The 18419-nt window shown below is 63.0% G+C and carries 17 protein-coding genes and 1 pseudogene; 12 read left to right on the forward strand and 6 right to left on the reverse strand.

Annotated elements, in window-relative coordinates; genetic code table 11:
• Positions 1–93: 93 nt before the first annotated feature.
• The 5 genes from X735_RS158470 (at position 94) to X735_RS158450 (ending at position 3293) form a co-directional block, all read left to right on the forward strand.
• The gene (locus X735_RS158470) at positions 94–531 is read left to right on the forward strand and encodes a DsrE family protein (protein WP_023809884.1); all 438 of its coding nucleotides are present in this window, start codon (positions 94–96) and stop codon (positions 529–531) included.
• 149 nt (positions 532–680) lie between these two features.
• The gene (locus X735_RS158465; protein WP_023809885.1) at positions 681–1460 is read left to right on the forward strand and encodes an SDR family oxidoreductase; all 780 of its coding nucleotides are present in this window, start codon (positions 681–683) and stop codon (positions 1458–1460) included.
• A gap of 56 nt (positions 1461–1516) precedes the next feature.
• The gene (locus tag X735_RS158460) at positions 1517–1825 is read left to right on the forward strand and encodes a putative quinol monooxygenase (RefSeq protein ID WP_023809886.1); all 309 of its coding nucleotides are present in this window, start codon (positions 1517–1519) and stop codon (positions 1823–1825) included.
• Between the two features lie 28 nt (positions 1826–1853).
• Complete coding sequence (locus X735_RS158455) at positions 1854–2099, forward strand: type II toxin-antitoxin system Phd/YefM family antitoxin (RefSeq protein WP_023809887.1); 246 nt, start codon at positions 1854–1856, stop codon at positions 2097–2099.
• Between the two features lie 90 nt (positions 2100–2189).
• Complete coding sequence (locus X735_RS158450) at positions 2190–3293, forward strand: AbrB family transcriptional regulator (protein ID WP_023809888.1); 1104 nt, start codon at positions 2190–2192, stop codon at positions 3291–3293.
• A gap of 36 nt (positions 3294–3329) precedes the next feature.
• Here X735_RS158450 and X735_RS158445 read toward each other — a convergent pair whose 3' ends face one another.
• Positions 3330–4409 (reverse strand): siderophore-interacting protein, encoded by a 1080-nt coding sequence (locus tag X735_RS158445; RefSeq protein ID WP_023809889.1) that lies wholly within the window; start codon positions 4407–4409, stop codon positions 3330–3332.
• 122 nt (positions 4410–4531) lie between these two features.
• A pseudogene (locus tag X735_RS01000000165655) lies at positions 4532–5384 on the reverse strand (LysR substrate-binding domain-containing protein).
• A 147-nt stretch (positions 5385–5531) separates the two neighbouring features.
• On the opposite strand from X735_RS01000000165655, the gene X735_RS158440 reads away from it, so the two are divergent.
• Positions 5532–7067, forward strand: a complete 1536-nt coding sequence (locus X735_RS158440; RefSeq protein WP_023809890.1) for an MFS transporter — start codon at positions 5532–5534, stop codon at positions 7065–7067.
• Between the two features lie 23 nt (positions 7068–7090).
• Here the strand turns inward: X735_RS158440 and X735_RS158435 are convergent, their stop codons facing one another.
• Complete coding sequence (locus X735_RS158435; RefSeq protein ID WP_023809891.1) at positions 7091–7867, reverse strand: esterase family protein; 777 nt, start codon at positions 7865–7867, stop codon at positions 7091–7093.
• Between the two features lie 4 nt (positions 7868–7871).
• Entirely contained in the window at positions 7872–9038 is a 1167-nt protein-coding gene (locus X735_RS158430; protein WP_023809892.1) for an ATP-grasp domain-containing protein, read from the reverse strand.
• Between the two features lie 712 nt (positions 9039–9750).
• Between X735_RS158430 and leuA the strand changes: the two genes are divergently transcribed.
• The 4 genes from leuA (at position 9751) to X735_RS158410 (ending at position 15120) form a co-directional block, all read left to right on the forward strand.
• A complete protein-coding gene (gene leuA / locus X735_RS158425) occupies positions 9751–11427 on the forward strand; it encodes a 2-isopropylmalate synthase (RefSeq protein WP_023809894.1) in 1677 nt (558 codons plus the stop codon).
• Between the two features lie 184 nt (positions 11428–11611).
• The gene (locus tag X735_RS158420; RefSeq protein ID WP_023809895.1) at positions 11612–13387 is read left to right on the forward strand and encodes a hypothetical protein; all 1776 of its coding nucleotides are present in this window, start codon (positions 11612–11614) and stop codon (positions 13385–13387) included.
• Between the two features lie 198 nt (positions 13388–13585).
• Positions 13586–14389: an alpha/beta fold hydrolase gene (locus X735_RS158415; RefSeq protein WP_023809896.1), complete on the forward strand. Its 804-nt coding sequence runs from the start codon at positions 13586–13588 to the stop codon at positions 14387–14389.
• 113 nt (positions 14390–14502) lie between these two features.
• A complete protein-coding gene (locus X735_RS158410; RefSeq protein ID WP_023809897.1) occupies positions 14503–15120 on the forward strand; it encodes a hypothetical protein in 618 nt (205 codons plus the stop codon).
• Here the strand turns inward: X735_RS158410 and X735_RS158405 are convergent.
• On the reverse strand, positions 15104–16033 hold the full coding sequence (locus tag X735_RS158405) for a metallophosphoesterase (protein WP_023809898.1): 930 nt from the start codon (positions 16031–16033) through the stop codon (positions 15104–15106). The two genes, X735_RS158410 and X735_RS158405, sit on opposite strands and share 17 nt — an antisense overlap.
• Positions 16034–16086: 53 nt before the next feature.
• Between X735_RS158405 and X735_RS158400 the strand changes: the two genes are divergently transcribed.
• A complete protein-coding gene (locus X735_RS158400) occupies positions 16087–16581 on the forward strand; it encodes an NUDIX domain-containing protein (protein ID WP_023809899.1) in 495 nt (164 codons plus the stop codon).
• 1 nt (position 16582) lies between these two features.
• Here X735_RS158400 and X735_RS158395 read toward each other — a convergent pair whose 3' ends face one another.
• The gene (locus X735_RS158395) at positions 16583–17575 is read right to left on the reverse strand and encodes a glutathione S-transferase family protein (protein ID WP_023809900.1); all 993 of its coding nucleotides are present in this window, start codon (positions 17573–17575) and stop codon (positions 16583–16585) included.
• A gap of 275 nt (positions 17576–17850) precedes the next feature.
• On the opposite strand from X735_RS158395, the gene X735_RS158390 reads away from it, so the two are divergent.
• A complete protein-coding gene (locus tag X735_RS158390) occupies positions 17851–18387 on the forward strand; it encodes an N-acetyltransferase (protein ID WP_023809901.1) in 537 nt (178 codons plus the stop codon).
• Positions 18388–18419 lie beyond the last annotated feature (32 nt).

Below are 18419 nucleotides of genomic sequence, written 5' to 3' on the forward strand. Positions count from 1 at the left end.
CCTCCGCATCGACAGGACGCAACGTCAATTTATGCTAGTATTGCGGCCGCAGCCACGCAATTCGCGGCGGGCCGCCAAGCGAAGGAGGATGCCATGCGTCGGCGCGACATGTTCCGCGCGGTTCTTGCCGGAACCGGAACGCTTCTTGGTTTGCGGGCAGCACAGGCAGCCGCCACCGAGCCCACAAGGCAAAAAGTCGCCTACCACTTGAGCGATACCGACAAGGTCAATTTCGTGCTCGGCAACATCAAGAACCACTATGAGGGCACCGGCGGCAATGTCGACATCGTGCTGGTCGTGCATGGCCCGGCCTTGGCCAGCTTCAAGTCGAAGGGAATATCGGCCGCGATTTCCGGGCGCTTCGCCGGCCTGGTGCGGCAGGGGCTGGAATCCCATGCTTGCGCCAACACCATGCAAGGCATGGATATTTCGCTCCCCGACCTGCTCGCCGGGTTTCATGCCGCCGACAAGGGCGGCGTCGTCAAACTCGCCGAACTGCAAGGCCAAGGTTACGCCTATCTGCACCCGTAGAGCGGTTTGCTTGGCGCAAATTCCCCAAGGGAAAGCGCTACTCCTTTTCCCGGGAAACCGTTTCACACGTTTCTTGAATTGCTCAAAGGCTTGAACACCGGGGTGGCAAGGGCCTACGAAGGACAGGCAGACGTCCCGGAGGAAGAACCGTGCCAGCCACCACACTCAGCATACCCGATCTTGCCGGCAAGGCAGTGCTGGTCACCGGTGCGTCGACCGGCATCGGAGCGGCGCTCGCGCTGGCCTATGCAGCGCAGAAATGCAAGGTGGCGCTGCACTACAATTCGAGTCAAGACGCCGCCGAGAAGCTCGGCCTGACGATTGCCGACAAGGGCGGCGAGGTGTTTCTCGTTCAGGGCGATTTCTCCGTTGCCGCCGATGTCGAGCGCGTCGTCGAGGATAGCGCGCAATATTTCGGCCGCCTCGACGGGCTGGTCAACAATGCCGGCGGCATGCTTGGCCGCATTCCCTATGCCGAGCAGACCGAGGCGCATTACGACGCTGTGATGGACCTCAACGCCCGTTCGGTACTGACTGCTTCGCGCAAGGCGATCCCGTGGCTGAAGAAACAGGGCGGCTTCATCGTCAACACCTCCTCGATCGCCGCCCGCAATGGCGCCGGCGGCGGCGCCGGGCTTTACGGCTCGGCCAAGGCCTTCGTCTCCAATGTGACGCGCGGCATGGCCAAGGAACTGATCGGCTTCGGCATCCGCGTCAACGCGGTGGCGCCCGGCACCATTCTCACCCCGTTCCACGAGCGCTATTCGACCGACGAGCAGATCAAAGGCATGGTCGCCACCATTCCGCAGGGACGCGCCGGCACGGCGCAGGATTGCGTCGGCGCCTATCTGTTCCTCTCTTCCGATCTTCTCAGCGGCTACATCACCGGCCAGGTCATCGAGGTGAATGGCGGCCAGTTGATGCCTTGAGCGGCTATCGGCATACTGGCGATCTGCTTGTCGAAACCTCAAAGGGAGACAACGGAATGTATGGACTGATCGGCAAGATGCGGGCGGCGCGCGGCCAGCGCGACGCGGTCATGGACCTCCTGCGCGACAGTACAGGCGCCCTGCCAGGCTGCCTGAGCTATATCATCGCGCGCGACCCCGCCGATGCCGACGCGATCTGGGTCACCGAAGTGTGGACCGACGCCGAAAGCCACAAGGCCTCGCTGCAGCTTCCCGAAGTCCAGGCGGCGATCGCCAAGGCGCGGCCGTTCATCGCCGGCTTCGAATTCCAGGTCGAAACCCACCCTGTCGGCGGCTTCGGCCTAGCCGACGGCAAGACGGGGTGAGTTCGATGCCAACTTTGAGGAGCAACCTTTGACGCAGACAGTAAACATTCGCGATGCGAAAGCCCATCTGTCGCGCCTTGTGAGACGTGCAGCCCAAGGCGAGTCGTTTGTTATTGCCAAAGCCGGCAAGCCGTTGGCCAGAATCGTGCCGATCGAACAACCGGCTCTGCAGGCGCGACGGGTCGGTTTTATGGCCGGCCAGTTTTCCGTCCCCGACGATTTCGACCGCATGGGTCGCAATGAGATCGAGCAACGGTTCGACGCCGGCTTATGAAACCTGTTACTCGACACCTGGACGGGTGAAACAATAGTTTTCTATGAACCGCGGTTCGCATTTTTCGCCCTGCGGGTCTAAGAGCGAAACATGGATTCCTCGGCCGAGCAGCCCTCCCCGGACCTGCCCACACTCGAGCGCATGGCGCGGATGCGCAAGCTCTGGCAGTGGCTTGCCCTGCTGGTTGTTTCTCTCCTGTTTGCCGGCGCGCTGGAACTCGCCACCCTGCCGGCGGCGTTGCTGATCGGGCCGATGCTGGCGGCCATCGTCGCCGGCACCAATGGCGCCACGGTGCGTGTGCCGCGCCTTCTGTTCGGCGCCGCCCAGGCGATCGTCGGCTGCCTCGTCGCCAGCTCGATCTCGGCCGACATCTTTCCAGTCTTCTACCGGGAATGGCCGCTGTTTCTCGGTGTCGTGGTGGCGACCGTCACGGCCTCCAGCCTGCTCGGTTGGCTGATCAGCCGCTGGCGCATCCTGCCCGGCACCACCGCCGTCTGGGGTTCGTCGCCGGGCGCGGCCACCGCCATGGTGCTGATGGCCGGTGCGTTCGGCGCCGACCAGCGTCTCGTCGCCTTCATGCAATATCTGCGCGTCATCTTCGTCTCGATGACGGCAGCACTCGTTGCCAAGATGTGGGTCGACACATCGGGCGTCGAAATCCCCGCCATCACCTGGTTCCCGCCGATCGACGCCCAAGCCTTCGCCGCCACCATCGGCATCGCGTTTATCGGCGGCTTGGCGGGAAAGCTGTGCCGGCTGCCTTCTCCCTACTTCCTCGGCACCTTCATCTTCGGCGGCGTCATCCATCTCGGCCTGGGCGTTGAGATGCAATTGCCGCCCTGGCTGCTGGCTGTCAGCTACGCCATGGTCGGCTGGTCGATCGGGCTGAATTTCACCAGGGCGATCCTGCGCCATGCGACACGCGCGCTGCCGCAGATCATCGCCTCGATCGTGGCGCTGATGGCCTTTTGCGGCGGCCTTGCCTTCATGATCAGCCATCTCCTGGGCATCGATCCGCTGACCGCTTATCTGGCGACCAGCCCTGGCGGCATGGACAGCATCGCCATCATCGCCGCCGCCGCGCAGAACGTCGACATCTCCTTCGTCATGGCCCTGCAATCGGCACGCTTCCTGATCGTGCTGCTGGTCGGCCCGAGCGTCGCGCGGCTGGTGGCCAGAAGCGTCAGGCAATAGGCAAAACCGACGCCAGAGACGGTCATAAGCCGCGGATTATTCCTCGCCGCCCTCATCCTCGCTTTGCGCGTCGCGGCGCCAGTAGGCGGTGACCAGGTGCCGGTTGCGCGATAGGTTCCATTGCTTGCGCACGATCTTGCGGATCTCCCGGAAATCGCCGAATTCGCATCCGGCCCAGACATAAAGACCGTCGGCAAGCGCCATGTGGCTGCGCTCCCGCAAGGCGGCTGGCAACAGGCCGGCGGTGCCGGCCTCTCGGCCGTGCCGGTAGAGCCAGGTGATATCGACATTGTCCCCTTGCGCCAGCGCGATCCGGTCATCCGGGCCATCGACCTCGATCAGTGCCTCGGCGCGGGTTGACGCCGGCAAATGCTCCAAAATCCGGCCGATGGCTGGCAGTGCGGTGTCGTCGCCGAGCAGAAGCAAGGTCTGCGCCACCGGGGCGTCGCCGCCACCGGGTCCGATCATGCCGATCACGTCTCCTGCCTGTGCGCTTTGCGCGAAGGCGGCGGCGGGCGTCTCCTGGCCTGGATGCAACACGAAATCGACGTCGAGCCAACCGCTTGCGGCGTCCACCGCCCGGATCGTGTAGACCCGCACGGCAAGCGCATCGTCGCCAGAAGGCCAGACGATCAAGCCGTCAGCGCCCATCGTCGGCCAAACCAGCCGGCGGCCAGGCGGCGGCAGCAGCAGCCGCATGTGCAGGCCGCCATGGGTAAATCGGCCGAGATCCTTGCCGGCGAAGCGCAGGCGCTGCATGTGCGCCGATATCCGCGTTGACGACATCACCGCGATCTCGCGGAAGAAGACCGGCGTACCGGCGTCGCTGCCGTCACCTTGCCAATGGATGCCCTTGGTCGTGCCGAGATGTTCGGCGACATGGCCGGCGACCGTCATCTTCATGTAGGACAGGCAGGTTTCGTCTGTCGCCGCGACCCGGATCAGCACGCTTTCATCATCAAGCGTAGCGCTCAACGAGCCGTAGTAGAGGCGGAGCTCCCACTGGTCGGCAACGCCAGTGTCAATCTCGAATTCGCTGTGCTCTGCGCGCAGCCGGTCCATCACCAACCTGATCGCCGCGTCGCTGATCCGGGTTTGCGCGTTCAGTTGGTCCATCGCTCAGTCCTTCGCAACAATTCGGCAAGCGCCGCAGCGCCACCGCCGTCAGCGACATGCCACAGCCGCTGCGGCGTTTCCACATAAACTTGATTATAAAATTCATATTTAGCGATGAACGCCTACCGCGCAGCAAGCCGCTCGGGAAGAAAGTCGACGAAGACGCGCACCTTCGGCGACAAATGGCGATTGGAGGGCCACAGCATCCGGAACTGGCCACGGCCGTCGACATGACCGTCGAGGACGGTACGCAGCCTGTCTTCGTGCAGCGCCTCGCGCACCAGGAAATCCGGCATGCAGGCGATGCCGAGCCCGGCGAGCGTGGCGCCTTTCAACGCCTCCATGTTGTTGCATGTCAGCATCGAGCGTATCTGCGGTTCGGCGCTTCCGGTAGTGAACGGCCACTCCAGCAGCCTGCCGCTGTTCAGGAAGCGGAAGTTTATGCCGAAATGCCTGGTGAGATCAGCCGGCACGCTGGGGGCGCCATGGCGGTCGAGGTAGGAGGGCGCCGCGCACAGCAGCATGCGAAAGGGCGCAACGGGTCTCGACACAAGGCGCGAATCCGGCAGTTCGCCACTACGGATCGCGACATCGATGCCCTCGTCGATGACGTCGACGATCCGGTCGTTGAAATCGATGTCGAGCTCAATCTCGGGATAGCGGGCCATGAACTCCGACAGCACCGGCAGCAGCAGATGATAGGTGACGATCGGGGTGGATATGCGCAGCCGCCCACGCGGTGTTTCCCGTGTCCGCGACAGCATCGCCTCGGCATCGCCGATGTCGTCGAGGATCCGGCGCACCCGCTCGTTGAACAGCTTGCCCTCTTCGGTCAGGCCGATGCGGCGCGTGCTGCGCTGAAGCAACCTNCTTGCCGACGGCGGAAGCCGAGATGCCGAGCGCCCGCCCTGCAGCGACGAAACTGCCGAATTCGGCGGTGCGGGCGAAGGCCAGGAGCCCGTTGAGACGATCCATCGTGTCATTCCATTCGAGCGTTTCAGTCCGATATACCAGGAGATATAACACCATTTTTCCTGAAATGCCGACGACCTATCTTGTCGTCACGACCGGATCCGCAAACGCGCGGCCGACCGGCGAGTGCTGTTTCAGATAGGGAAATCCATGACTTCTAGGACCACAACCGGCTCTGCCGAGAGATGGCTCGTGCTCTTGTCCGTTTGCCTTGCCGCGATGACGATGCCCTTGACCTTCACCGGTCCGGCCGTCGCTCTGTCGCGCATCGCGGCCGATCTCGGCGGCAGTCCGATCGAGCTCAACTGGGTGACAAACGCCTTCATGCTGACCTTCGGCGCCACCCTGATGGCGTCGGGCGCTCTGGCCGACAACCATGGCCGCAAGCGCCTCTTCCTCGTCGGCCTCTCCCTCTATGTCCTGGCGTCGCTGGGCGCGATGCTGGCGCCGGACATCATCTGGTTCGACATTTTCCGGGCCGCGCAGGGGATCGGCAGTGCGGCCGCCTTCGCTGGCGGCGCCTCGGCACTCGCCCAGGAACTCGAAGGGCCATTGCGGCTGCGCGCCTTCAGCTTTCTCGGCACCAGTTTCGGCATCGGCCTCGCCTTCGGCCCGATCGCGTCGGGCCTGCTTATCTCTGCATTCGGCTGGCGGTCGATCTTTATTCTGGTTGCAGCACTCGCGATTGCCGCCGCCATGCTCGGCCTGCGCACCATCAGGGAATCGCGAGATCCGGATGCGACTGGCCTCGACTGGGCGGGAGCCGGCACCTTCACGATCGCGCTGGCGTCGCTGACCTATGGCGTGCTCCAGGCCCCGCAGCGCGGCTGGGCCGATCCCCTTGTCGTCACCCTTCTGGCCGCTTCTGTCATCTGTTTTGTCGCCTTCGTCTTTGTCGAGCGGCGCGCACAACGGCCGATGCTTGACCTCACGCTGTTTGCCTATCCCCGCTTCGTCGGCGTCCAGTTTCTGGCTGCGGCACCCGCTTACGCCTTCGTCGTCCTGCTCGTCCTGTTGCCGATCCGCTTCATCGGCATCGAGGGCATGAGCGAGATCAAGGCCGGGCAATTGATGATCTGCCTATCAGGCCCGCTGCTGATCCTGCCGATGCTCGCCGGACAGCTGGCGCGCTGGATCGCGCCGGCCACGATCTGCGGCGTCGGCCTGCTTGTCGCTGCCGCCGGGCTTGTCTGGCTGAGCCTGACACCACCGGTCGATAGTGCGCTGGTGGCGCCGCTGATGCTGATCGGCGTCGGCATCGCCCTGCCCTGGGGATTGATGGACGGGCTTGCCGTCAGTGTCGTGCCGAGAGAGCGCGCCGGCATGGCGGTCGGCATCTTCAACACCACCCGCGTCGCCTGCGAGGGTGTGGCGCTCGCGATCGTCATGGCGACCCTTTCCGGCTTTACCGCCGCGCAGGTCGCCGCCGAGGAAACGGCATCTTCGACGGAGGCGGCGGCGGCAGCCCAGCTGCTGGTGACCGGCAATCTCGGCGAAGCAGCACAACATCTGCCCCAAGCCGGAGCCGCTGTTCTGGTCCAGGCCTACGAGACGGCGTTCGACAGGCTGCTGATCGTGCTGGCGGCAATCACCGTCATGACCGCCGTCGTCGTCTTCCTTGGCCTGCGTCGCGGATCGGCTTCAGGTGAAAGTGTCGACGTCCAGGCAGTGCCGCAGGAAGGGTAGCAGTCAGCGGACGGCCCCCGCTATCAATCGAGCCTGTGCATCAGGTCCTCATCCAGCCAGCGGCCGAAGAAATAGACCAGTTGCTTGTGCCACCACGGCCAGTCGTGGCTGACATCGCCACCCCAATAATCGACCCAGGCGGGAATGGACTTGTCGCGCAGGATTTGTTCCAACCTGCGCGTCTCGACCAGCATCCGCTCTTCCCATGCGCCCTGCCCGCAGCAGAAGATCAGCCTGAGCGCCTTCAGCCGGGTCAGCAGTTTGGGATCGACGATGCCGGGCAGATAGTCCAGCGGCGAGTTGTAGAAAATGTCGCCCTCGAGCGCTTTGCCGAAGAAGTCGCGCGCCGAATAGACGCCCGACAGCGCGATGACGCCGCTGGCAAGTTCGGGAAAGCGGAAGACGAAGTTCGACGAGTGATAGCCGCCCATCGAACAGCCCGAGAACAGCGGCTTCAGCTTGCGGCCGCCATTGGCCTGCTCGGCTGCGGACAGGAACTCCGGCAGCGCCTCCTCGCGCACATAGCGGAAATAGGCTTCGTGGCGGGCGATGCGATGGGCCGCGTCGGCATGCTTGTCGAAGAAGGATTCCGAATCGACGCCGTCGACCGTGAACAGCTGGATGCGGCCGGTGTCGATGAATTCGGCCAGTGCGCCCACCCCGCCGGAATCCTCGAACTGGTAGAACCGGCCCTGCGAGGTCGGAAACACCACCACCGGCCGGCCGGCATGGCCGTAGCGCTTGTATTCCATGTCGCGGCCGAGCTGGCTCGAGAAATTCTTGTGATAGGAGATGTCCATCGCCTCACGCCTTTTCCGCGTGGATATAGGCGACTGCCTCGCGCAACGCTGCTTCGTCCTTCGAGCGCATCTGATAGGCGTAATTTCCCATGGCGCGGCTGAAAACCTCTTCGATGGCCTGATGGTGGACGATCTTGTCGCGGTGCGCGGCTAGCACGTCCTCATGGCTGTGCAAATAGTGGAGGCGTCGCTTGCGGCTGGCATAGGCGGTGAAGTATTTGCCCTCGTAAGGGCCGCCGGCGGCATCTCTGACCACCATATCGGCCCATGCCGCATAGACGTCGACGTCGAACGTATAGTTGATCGCATCGGTCATCCAGGCGCCGGGCGGACGCATGTTGACCTCCAGCGCGATGACCCGGTCGTCCTTGGTCTCGAACAGCTCAATGTGGAAGAAGCGTTCGCGCACGTCGAACGCCTTCAGTATCTTGCGGCCGGCCTCCTCGATCGCCGGTCTAACCTTGGGAAAGCAGGTGTAGCTCATGTGGCGGTCCTTGTTGACCACCTCCATGATGCTCTGGTCATAGCGATGGCTGGCCGCCAGCACCACCTCGCCGTCGCGGTTGACCAGCCCGTCATAAGTCACCACCAGTCCCTCGATGAACTGCTCCATGACGAAGGTCACGTCCTCGGGCTTGTCCCGGAAGAACTGGTCGAGTTCCTTGGCGTTGGAGATCTTGAAGGTGTTCGATGCGCCGGAACCGCTGTCGGGCTTGACCACCACCGGATAGCCGACGCGCCGGATGAAAGTCATGGCCCCGGCACGGTCGGAGCATTTGCGCTGCGCGATGGTGTCGACGCCACTCTTGCGGAAGAAGGCGCGCATGCGGCTCTTGCGCTTCAGATTCTTCACGAAATCGAGCTTGGTGCCGTAGATGTTGAAGTCGGAGCGGATGTTGGCTTCCAGCTCCAGCCAATGTTCATTGAGCGATTCGAAACGGTCGATGCGGCCCCATTTGTGGATGAAATGCCCCATCGCCCGGAACACCGGATCGTAGTCTTCCATGTCGGCGACACGGTAATATTCCGAAAGCGCCGCCTTCAGCTTGGCGTCGAGTGCGTCATAGGGTGCGTCGCCGATGCCGAGCACCCTGGCTCCGGCCTTCTTCAAACGGTCGCAGAAATCCGCGCCGTTGGCGGGAAAATGCGGGGAGAAGAACACGAAATTCATGGACAACCCCATCGCAACCCGTCGATGCCCAAGTCTGGCGCATTTGCAGCGCCTGGGGAAGGGCATGTGCGGTGGGGACAATATCCAGCAAAATCCGGCCAGCAAAGCCAAGGCACCGAACTCGGGTTCCCCCGCGGCCTTCGGCGCGTTGGCTGACGGAGCATCAAACGAAAAACCCGCCTGTGCGGCGGGTCACTGGCGCAGATCAGCACCATGGACGAATATGTACCGTAGCTGAGGTCACCCAGTCAAGAAAAAATTCCTATCGTGGAAAGCTGCCGGCACAAAGGCTGCCAACACTGCCGAACTCGCTGTCATCAGCATTACCCGCAATGCGGCCCCACTTGCCTCCCACAAGCCGCTCCTATATGAGATCAGCCATGAACACGCGCGCCACCAACGCTTCCCGTCCGACCGGTTTTTCCGGCGAGACCGTGCGCGCGCTGGCTTCGACCCTGCTTCTTCTCGGCCTTATCGGCGATCGCCGGGTTCGCTGAAGGAGCGCCCGGCGGTCGAACCGCCGCGCAAGCGCATGCTCCTTGGCAATCACATCAAGCGAACGAAATTCTGGTAAGGCGCCGCTCGCCATCAATCCACCTGAGGGTGGATCCATGAGCCGCCGGGAGAAAAGACGATGAACGCACGAGAAGAGATCCGTTCCGATGCCGCGGTAGCCGGCAAGGATGCGGAACGAAGCATCCAGAACAAGGGCATGTCCGACGCAGCCCGCAAATATCAGCCCTATCCGACCGTCGGCCTCACCGACCGCACATGGCCCTCGAAGGTCATCGACAAGGCGCCGATCTGGTGCTCGGTCGACCTGCGCGACGGCAACCAGGCGCTGATCGATCCGATGGGCCATGAGCGCAAGGCACGCATGTTCGGCCTGCTGCTCGACATGGGCTTCAAGGAGATCGAGATCGGCTTCCCGTCGGCCTCGCAGACCGATTTCGACTTTGCCCGCTGGTGCATCGAGGAAGGCAACGTGCCCGCCGATGTCTCGCTGCAGGTGCTGGTGCAGTGCCGGCCGGAGCTGATCACCCGCACCTTCGAGGCGCTGAAGGGCGCCACCAACCCGATCGTCCATTTCTACAATTCGACCAGCGAGCTGCAGCGTCGCGTCGTCTTCGAAAAGGACGTCGGCGGCATCAAGCGGATCGCCACCGACGCCGCCAAGATGATCACCGACATGGCGGCCAAGGCCGGCGGAGGCTTTCGCTTCGAGTATTCGCCGGAGAGCTTTACCGGCACCGAACTCGAAGTGGCGCTGGAGATCTGCAACGCCGTCACCGAGATCGTCAGGCCGACGGCGGACAACAAGCTGATCGTCAACCTGCCCTCGACGGTCGAGATGTCGACACCCAACATCTATGCCGACCGCATCGAGTGGATGTGCCGCAACCTCGACAACCGGGAGAACCTGCTGGTCTCGCTGCATCCGCACAATGACCGCGGCACCGGCATCGCCACCACCGAACTCGGCCTGATGGCCGGCGCCGACCGTGTCGAAGGCACGCTGTTCGGCAATGGCGAGCGCACCGGCAATGTCGACATCGTCACGCTGGCGCTGAACATGTACACGCAAGGTGTCGATCCGTTGATCGACTGCTCCGACATCAACCGGATGAAGGACGTCTACGAATATTCGAACCAGTTGAAGATCCCCGAGCGCCACCCCTATGTCGGCGAACTCGTCTACACCGCCTTTTCCGGTTCGCACCAGGATGCCATCAACAAGGGCATGAAGGCGCTGAAGAAGGCCAATACGAGCCTGTGGGAAGTGCCCTATCTGCCGATCGATCCGGCCGATGTCGGCCGCAGCTATGAAGCCATCATCCGCATCAACTCGCAGTCCGGCAAGGGTGGCATCGCTTATGTGCTGCAGGCCGATTACGGCCTCAACTTGCCGCGCAATCTGCAGATCGAATTTAGCCAGGAAATCCAGGCGATCACCGACGCCGAGGGCAAGGAAGTGCCGGCCAGGCGTATCTACGAGCGCTTTCTCGAGACCTATGTCGATCAGCCGGCCGCGCGGCTGAAATTCCTCGATCACCACACCTATCCCAGCACCGAAATCAAGGGCCGGCGCGTCGTCGAGGCGGTCATCCTGGACAATGGCAAGGAAGTGACGATCTCCGGCACAGGCACCGGTCCGATCGACGGCTTCGTCGATGCGCTGTCGCGCCATGTCGGCGTCGAGATGTCGGTGCTCGACTATTCCGAGCACTCGATGCAGCGCGGCTCGAACGCGTCAGCCATTTCGTATGTCGAGATGGAGTATCCCCAGGGCAAGCTGTTCGGCGCCGGCATCAACACCAACATCGTCGCCGCCTCACTGGAGGCGGTGATGTCTGCCGCGAACCGTATCGTCGGTAAAAAAGCCGGCTGACGCCCGACGGGAACAAAGATCGGAACCCTCCCAACCTGGTGAACGGTTCCGATCTTTCGGGCCATTAACCACCGCGGAATTATCCGGTGGGTACGTGATCGCATAACGGGGTGTATACTTGTGTGGTGGTGCGGGACCTATATGATCGCGCCTCAACCTGTGCCGACTTCGAGAGGATCGACACTTGCAGCATGCCACGCCTGCCGCCCCCGCAGTGCGCGAGACACTGGAGCGACTGCTTGCCAGCCAAACGTTCGGCCGATCCGAACGCGCGCGCAAGCTGCTGCGTTATCTTGTCGAACGTGAACAGGCCGGCGAAGCCGACAGGCTCAAGGGCTTTTCCATTGCCATGGATGTTTTCGGCAAGGACGGCGACTTCGATCCGTCCACCGATGCCGTGGTGCGTGTGCAGGCAGGCAGGCTGCGCGAGCTTCTGCAGCACTATTTTGCCAATGAGGGAATTGCCGAGCCGGTCCGCATCGCCATTCCGCGCGGCGGCTATGTTCCTGCCTATGAATTGAACGCGATCCGCCTGCCGGATATTGCCGAGGCTGTTCCCGAACTCAGGCTGGACGGCGTCGTATCCGCCGATCGGTCCAACGAAGCCGGCACGGGCATGCTGGACGCGATGTCTCTGGCTTCCGTACCGATTTCGCCTGCCCCCTCGGTGGCGCGCCATCTCCGCTTTTTCTGGATGGCGATCGCCTTGGTCATCGCCATGCTGGGCGTACTGATCCTTCGCCAGGGCAGCACTGCCTTGCTGGCAGGCGGCGACATCTCGGCAACGCCGGAGATCGCTGGCGCAAGCGCAAGCGTCACGGCATCGGCAAGGGCTGACGCCCTTCCGCAAGTCTATATCGGACTCAAGGCTGACGGCCCCGACGCCAGCCGTGTCGCCGCATCGCTGCGCGCCGGCCTGAGTGGCTTCGATACCATCGACTTCATCGGCCGCGACACCGTCGGCGATCCGGCTGACGACGCTGCGAGCTTCATATTCGACGTCCTGCCCGGACCGGACGCGGGCGACATCACGATCGAACTGCAAAGCATGGCGTCCGGACGGGTGCTTCTATCGCGCAATCTCACCCCCGCCGACAGCGCACCTGCCGCGGTCGAAGACCGTATCGCCGACATGCTGAGCTCGGCACTCCCCGCCTCCGGCACCATCTACAACTATATCGAGCAGACCGGCACGCCAAACGGCCTGACGCAATGTCTGCTGCTCAACGGCAAATATTATCTCGACCAGAACGCCAGGACCCATGAGGCAGCCTACCGTTGCCTCGAGAAGCTGGCCAATGGTGGAACCAAGTCCTCGCTCGTCTATTCGGAACTTGCTTCCCTGCATCTCGAGGCGGTGTCCGATCATTACGCCTATCCGCCCAATGCGACGATTGAGACAGCCGTCGAGTTTGCCCATCGCGGCGTGCAGATGGGTCCGACCAGCCCTTATGCGCATCGCTCCTACGGCTATGTCAGTTCGCGCCTCGGCAATACGGACGAAGCGATCCGCTGGATGCGCAAGGCCTATGAACTCAACCCCTACGACCTCGGCATGGCCGCCGCTTACGGCTACGGGCTGATCTTCGCCGGACGATATGCCGAGGGAACGCCGATCCTCGATCATGCGGCGGAGACCTTCAGCGGGCACCCGACATGGTGGGACTACGGGCTGTTCGTTGGTGAGTTCATGCTCGGCGACATGAACAAGGCGGTCGCGGCCAGCATGGCACTGAGAACGACGGCAACGAAATCACACTATCTGGCGGCGCGGCTGGTCGGCGCCAAGGCTGCCGGACAGGACCATCTGGTGAGCACGCTGCTGAAACAGCTGACCACCGAGTTCCCCAAATTTGCCGCCGATCCACGGGCGACTTTCGTCGAGCGGAAATATCCGGCCGACCTGACCGACCGGCTGGTCCAGGCACTCCGCGCTGCCGGGCTCGGCAGCCCAAGCTGACACCATCGACGTCCGCGCACTGGCTGCGCCGCGTCCCGATGGATTTCCTGCGCTCCGATCGCCGATTGCCGATTGGTGGCCAAGTTCTGTACACAACCGTACAAATCGCGAAAATTTTACTGGTCATCACGTTGGACTAGGAGCAATTCAGCCATCATTGGTGTCGCGCATTCTGCAATAACAAAAAAATCAGCTTTCATGACCGCATCACTTTTTGCCGCCGAAGAGGGTGTTGGCTCGAAGGCCATCGTCCTGCTGCACGGTTTCGGCGGCTGCCATGATGTATGGCGCGAGGTGATTTCCGCCCTGACGCCTTCCACGCATACGCTGGCCTATGATCTGCCTGGGTATGGGATGTCGCTCGATTTTCCCGCCGCCGGTCCGGCCAGGGTGGCGGCCAAGGCCGTGCTCGCCGATCTCTCTGAGCGTCGCCTGAAGCGCGTTCATCTCGTGGGCCACTCGATGGGCGGTGCCGTGGCGGCGCTGATGGCGCTGGCCGAGCCTGAAAAGATAGCCTCGCTGACGCTTCTGGCGCCGGGCGGCCTTGGCCCCGAAATCAATGGACCGCTATTGCGCCGCTATGCCGAAGCCTCGGATCGGTCCGAGATCCGCTCCTGCCTCGCCGTCATGTCGGGACCTTCAGCCCCGCCACTCGAACATATGGTGGACACCCTTTGGGAAATGCGCAGGCGACCCGGCCAACTCGAAAAGCTGGTCGAGATCGCAGCCGCCATGACCGTGGACGGTCGGCAAGGCGTCATCCCGCACGATCGCCTCGATGGACTGAACATGCCAGTGATGGTGGCATGGGGAACCAACGATGCGGTGCTGCCCTTTACCCAGGCGGATGACCTGCCGGCGCATTTTCACGTGCACCACGTGCTGGAGGCCGGCCATATGCTGGCTGAGGAAGCCCCCGGCCTTGTTGCCGAGATCATTCGCCGCAACACCAATCGTCGCGCCAGGCCACATCGCCAGAAATTCGCCGCAGCAGCCAGCTGACCTTTTTCGCACGACAACCTTCCTGGGCACCCCGGGGGCCGTCGATCTCGCCAGTGCATTTTGCCGGCGGCTGTGTTAACCCGGTGTTAACCAAACCCACGAGGCAGACGCCGATGAAGGAAGCAGGCGAGAAGACCATCGACCAGTCCAAGAAACTGTCCGATGCCATCCGTGATGTCAAAAATGCCTTCGCCGACCGCGACGACGTCGTCGTCGACATGCGCGAGGCGCATCGCATGCGCCTCGATCTGCTCGCCGCCGAACTGGCACCGGTTTTTGCCGATGTTCCGGCCGACATGGACAATTTCGACTTTGTCGTCTCGTCCGGCTTGCAGCCGCGCTTGTGGATCGACGCCATCAGTCATGTCGCCATGGGGCGCGACCGCCGGACCTATCGCTTCCTCAAGGACACCCGTATCGGCCGGGTGGTGCTTGCCGAATCCACCGAGATGAAGCCGGTTGCCCATTCCGTGACACGCTATGTCGCGGAGCGCATTGTCGAGCGTCAGAGGATGCTGGAAGGCGGCGTCGAACCGGCCGTCGCCGGCATGAAACGTGCCTATGTGCCGGAAGCCGAACCGCCGCTGCGCGCGACGGCGCGCGGCAAACGCTGGTCGGCCTTTCTGTCCGGGCTTGGCCTTGTGGCTGCCGGTGCCCTGGTCGGTCTTCTCGTGTCCATCGTCCTGTTCTGGGACCGCATCGTCGCCATGGTAGTCAGCTTGCGGCCATAGCGGCGCCAGTCACGGCACCGAGTTCCAGCGTCTGCAGATCGGATGGCGGCATGGACGGCCCGGTCAGGCCGCGCCGCGTCAGCCGGATCCGCCAGTTGCCCGTCTCGCCGTCAATGTCGAACAGATTGTACTGCGCCGCCGGGTTCTTGCCGCCCGGCGCCTGGCCGGCGGCGGCGACGCCGACCGCTGGAATCCTGACGCCGCGACCGCCGATGAAGAACAGCGACGGCAGATGTGAATGGCCGTGCAGGACAAGGTCGGCGCCGTGGCGGCGAATGATCTTGTTGAAGCGGGCAATGCCGAACAGCCGCTTGTGCTGCGGGACCGCGCCGCGCACCGGCGGATGATGGATCATGATGGCGCGGAACAGCCCCTGTCCGGCGGTATCCCCGAGGATTTTGCCGAGCCGCTTCGCTTGGCCTTCCATGAAGAAACCATTGGCCATGAAGGGTGCCGTGGCGCGCGCTGTCGAGACACCGATCAGCGCGACGTTGCCGCGCACGCGCAGATAGGGAAATGCGTTACGATCGACCGGCGTGTTGACGCCGTCGCCGCTCATCCACGCCGCCCAGGATCGGCAGACCTTGTCGAAGGCGCCTGGCACATAGGCGTCGTGGTTGCCCGGAACGACCGAAACATCATGCGCCGGCCCCAGCGTCTCCAACCAGTGCCTGGCCATCTCGATCTCGCCGTCGAGCGCCAGATTGACCAGGTCGCCGGTGACGGCGAGGTGGTCAGGCGTGTTCGCCTTGATGTCGGCGACGATCGTGTCAATCACCGCATCATGCATATGGCGGCGGCGGTTGCGCTGCCAGTTGACATAGCCGAGCACGCGCTTGGAGGCGAGATCGCGATAGGATACATCGGGGAGCGGCCCCAGATGGACATCGGAAATATGCGCGAGCCTGAACATACAACCTTCATAGGCGACCCGCGCGCGGCTTTCCACCCACGGTTTCGCTATCAATGACGAGCCCTGAAGATGCCTTCCGCCAGACCGGCTGGCCAGGTTTGAGGGCCAGGCTGTTCCATCTCTATTTCGTGCTGCGGAGGCCGATGACGCTTGGCGTGCGCGGCTTGATCCACGACAGGGCGTCCAGGTCCGTCTTCCTTATTCGCCATACCTATGTACCGGGCTGGCAGCTTCCCGGCGGCGGCGTCGAAGTCGGCGAGACGATGAACGAGGCACTGGCCCGTGAACTGGCCGAGGAAGGCAACATCGCTCTCACCGCCCCGCCGGTGCTCAAATCGATGCATTTCAACCGCCGCTCCAGCCGCCGCGACCATGTCGGCTTTTATTTGCTCGAGCATTTCAGCCAGACGGCGCCGAAGCTGCCGGACCACGAAATCGCCGAAGCCGGCTTCTTCCCGCTCGACGGCTTGCCGCAGGGCACGACGCCGGCGACGCTGCGCCGGATCGCCGAGGTTTTTGACGGCGAGCAGCCCTCGCCCTACTGGTAGATCAGGCTGCCGCTTTCTCGAAGCGCGCCCGGTCATGCCGTGCGGCATAATCCAGATCCGGTCCGACAGGCACGATCCGCGTCGGATTGATTGTCTGGTGGCTGCCGTAATAATGCGCCTTGATATGATGCAGATTCACCGTCCCGGCCACATCAGGCACCTGATAGAGATCGCGCAGATAGTTGGACAGGTTCGGGTAGTCGGCGATACGGCGCAGATTGCATTTGAAATGGCCGACATAGACCGGATCGAAGCGCACCAGCGTGGTGAACAGCCGCCAGTCGGCTTCGGTGATACGATCGCCGACGAGATAGCGCTGCTTCGACAGCCGCTCCTCCAGCGTATCCAGCGCTGTGAACAATTCACCGAACGCCTCTTCATAGGCACGTTGCGTGGTGGCGAAGCCGGCGCGATAGACGCCGTTGTTGACCGCGGGATAGACCAGCGCATTGATCCGATCGATCTCGCCGCGCAACGCCTTCGGATAGAAATCGAGGCTGGCGTCGCCCCATTCGTCGAAGGCTGAATTCAGCATGCGGATGATTTCGGAAGACTCATTGGAGACGATGGTCTGCTCCTTTTTGTCCCACAGCACCGGCACCGTCACCCGGCCCGAATAGGCGGGATCGGCCTTGGCATAGATCTGGTGCAGGAAGTCGAGGCCGTAAAGCGTGTCGCCCGTGGCGCCGTCCTCAGCCACGAACGTCCAGCCGTTGGCGCCCATGAAATGATGCACCACCGACACCGATATGACGCCTTCCAGCTTCTTCAGCGCGCGAAAGATCAACGTCCGGTGGGCCCACGGACAGGCAAGCGAGACATAGAGGTGATAGCGGCCGGGCTCGGCCTTGAAACCGCGCGTCCGGCCTTCAGCCGGCTTGCCGTCAACAGTGATCCAGTCGCGCCATTGCGACTGCGTCCGCACGAAGCTGCCACCATTGTCCGCCGTATCATACCAGCGATCCTGCCATCTTCCTTCAACCAGCAATCCCATGCAAATCTCCTTGCGTCCTGTTGGTTGATGTAGGCACAAGGCTGCCCTGTCGAAGACGTCAGGTGCTGAACAGACCGTCACTTGGCAGAAATGACGGACAAAAACGGCCGATTGCAGCGGCGGGAAATTGATGCTAGCGCACAATCCGCATGTTCGACTTTGCTTTGATCCGGTTTGACCGACGACGAAAGGGCGCCCGCGCTTGATGAAGCGCTGACTGGCGAATGCTGCCGTTTGCAGCAAACCTCTCCTCCTTGTATCGGACCGCAACGACCATGAGCCTTGCCGACGTGAAATACCTGCCGGAAACCCCGGCGCACGACCCCGAGATCGAAGCCATCAACGACGAAGCCTTCGGGCCCGGCCGCTTTGTGCTGGCCGCTTACAAGATCCGTGAAGCCGGAGGGCACGAGCGCTCGCTGTCCTTTGTCGCCGTCGACGGCGACCTTGTCGTCGCCTCGGTGCGCATGACCCGCATCGCCGCCGGCGCCGGCCGCGCATTGATGCTCGGGCCGCTCGCGGTGCGGCCGGCCTTCAAGAATCTCGGCATCGGCCGCCGGCTGGTGGCGATCGCGCTGGAGGCCGCCGCCCGGGCCGGCGCACCTGCCGTAATGCTGGTCGGTGACGAGCCCTATTACGGGCCGCTCGGTTTCAAGCGGATTCCGCGCGGCCAGATTTCGATGCCGCGCCCCGTCGATCTCGACCGGCTGCTGTCGCACGAGATCGCGCCGGGCGCGGTAGCCAGGCTCTTGGGCGAGGTCGGCCACGCCGATCAGGCCAGGGTGGCCGATCCTACCGCGGCGATGGCTTGACCTTTCCCTTCGATCTGGCGCCTGATCCATCC

This window comes from Mesorhizobium sp. L2C084A000 (assembly GCF_000502875.1).
GTDB lineage: Bacteria > Pseudomonadota > Alphaproteobacteria > Rhizobiales > Rhizobiaceae > Mesorhizobium.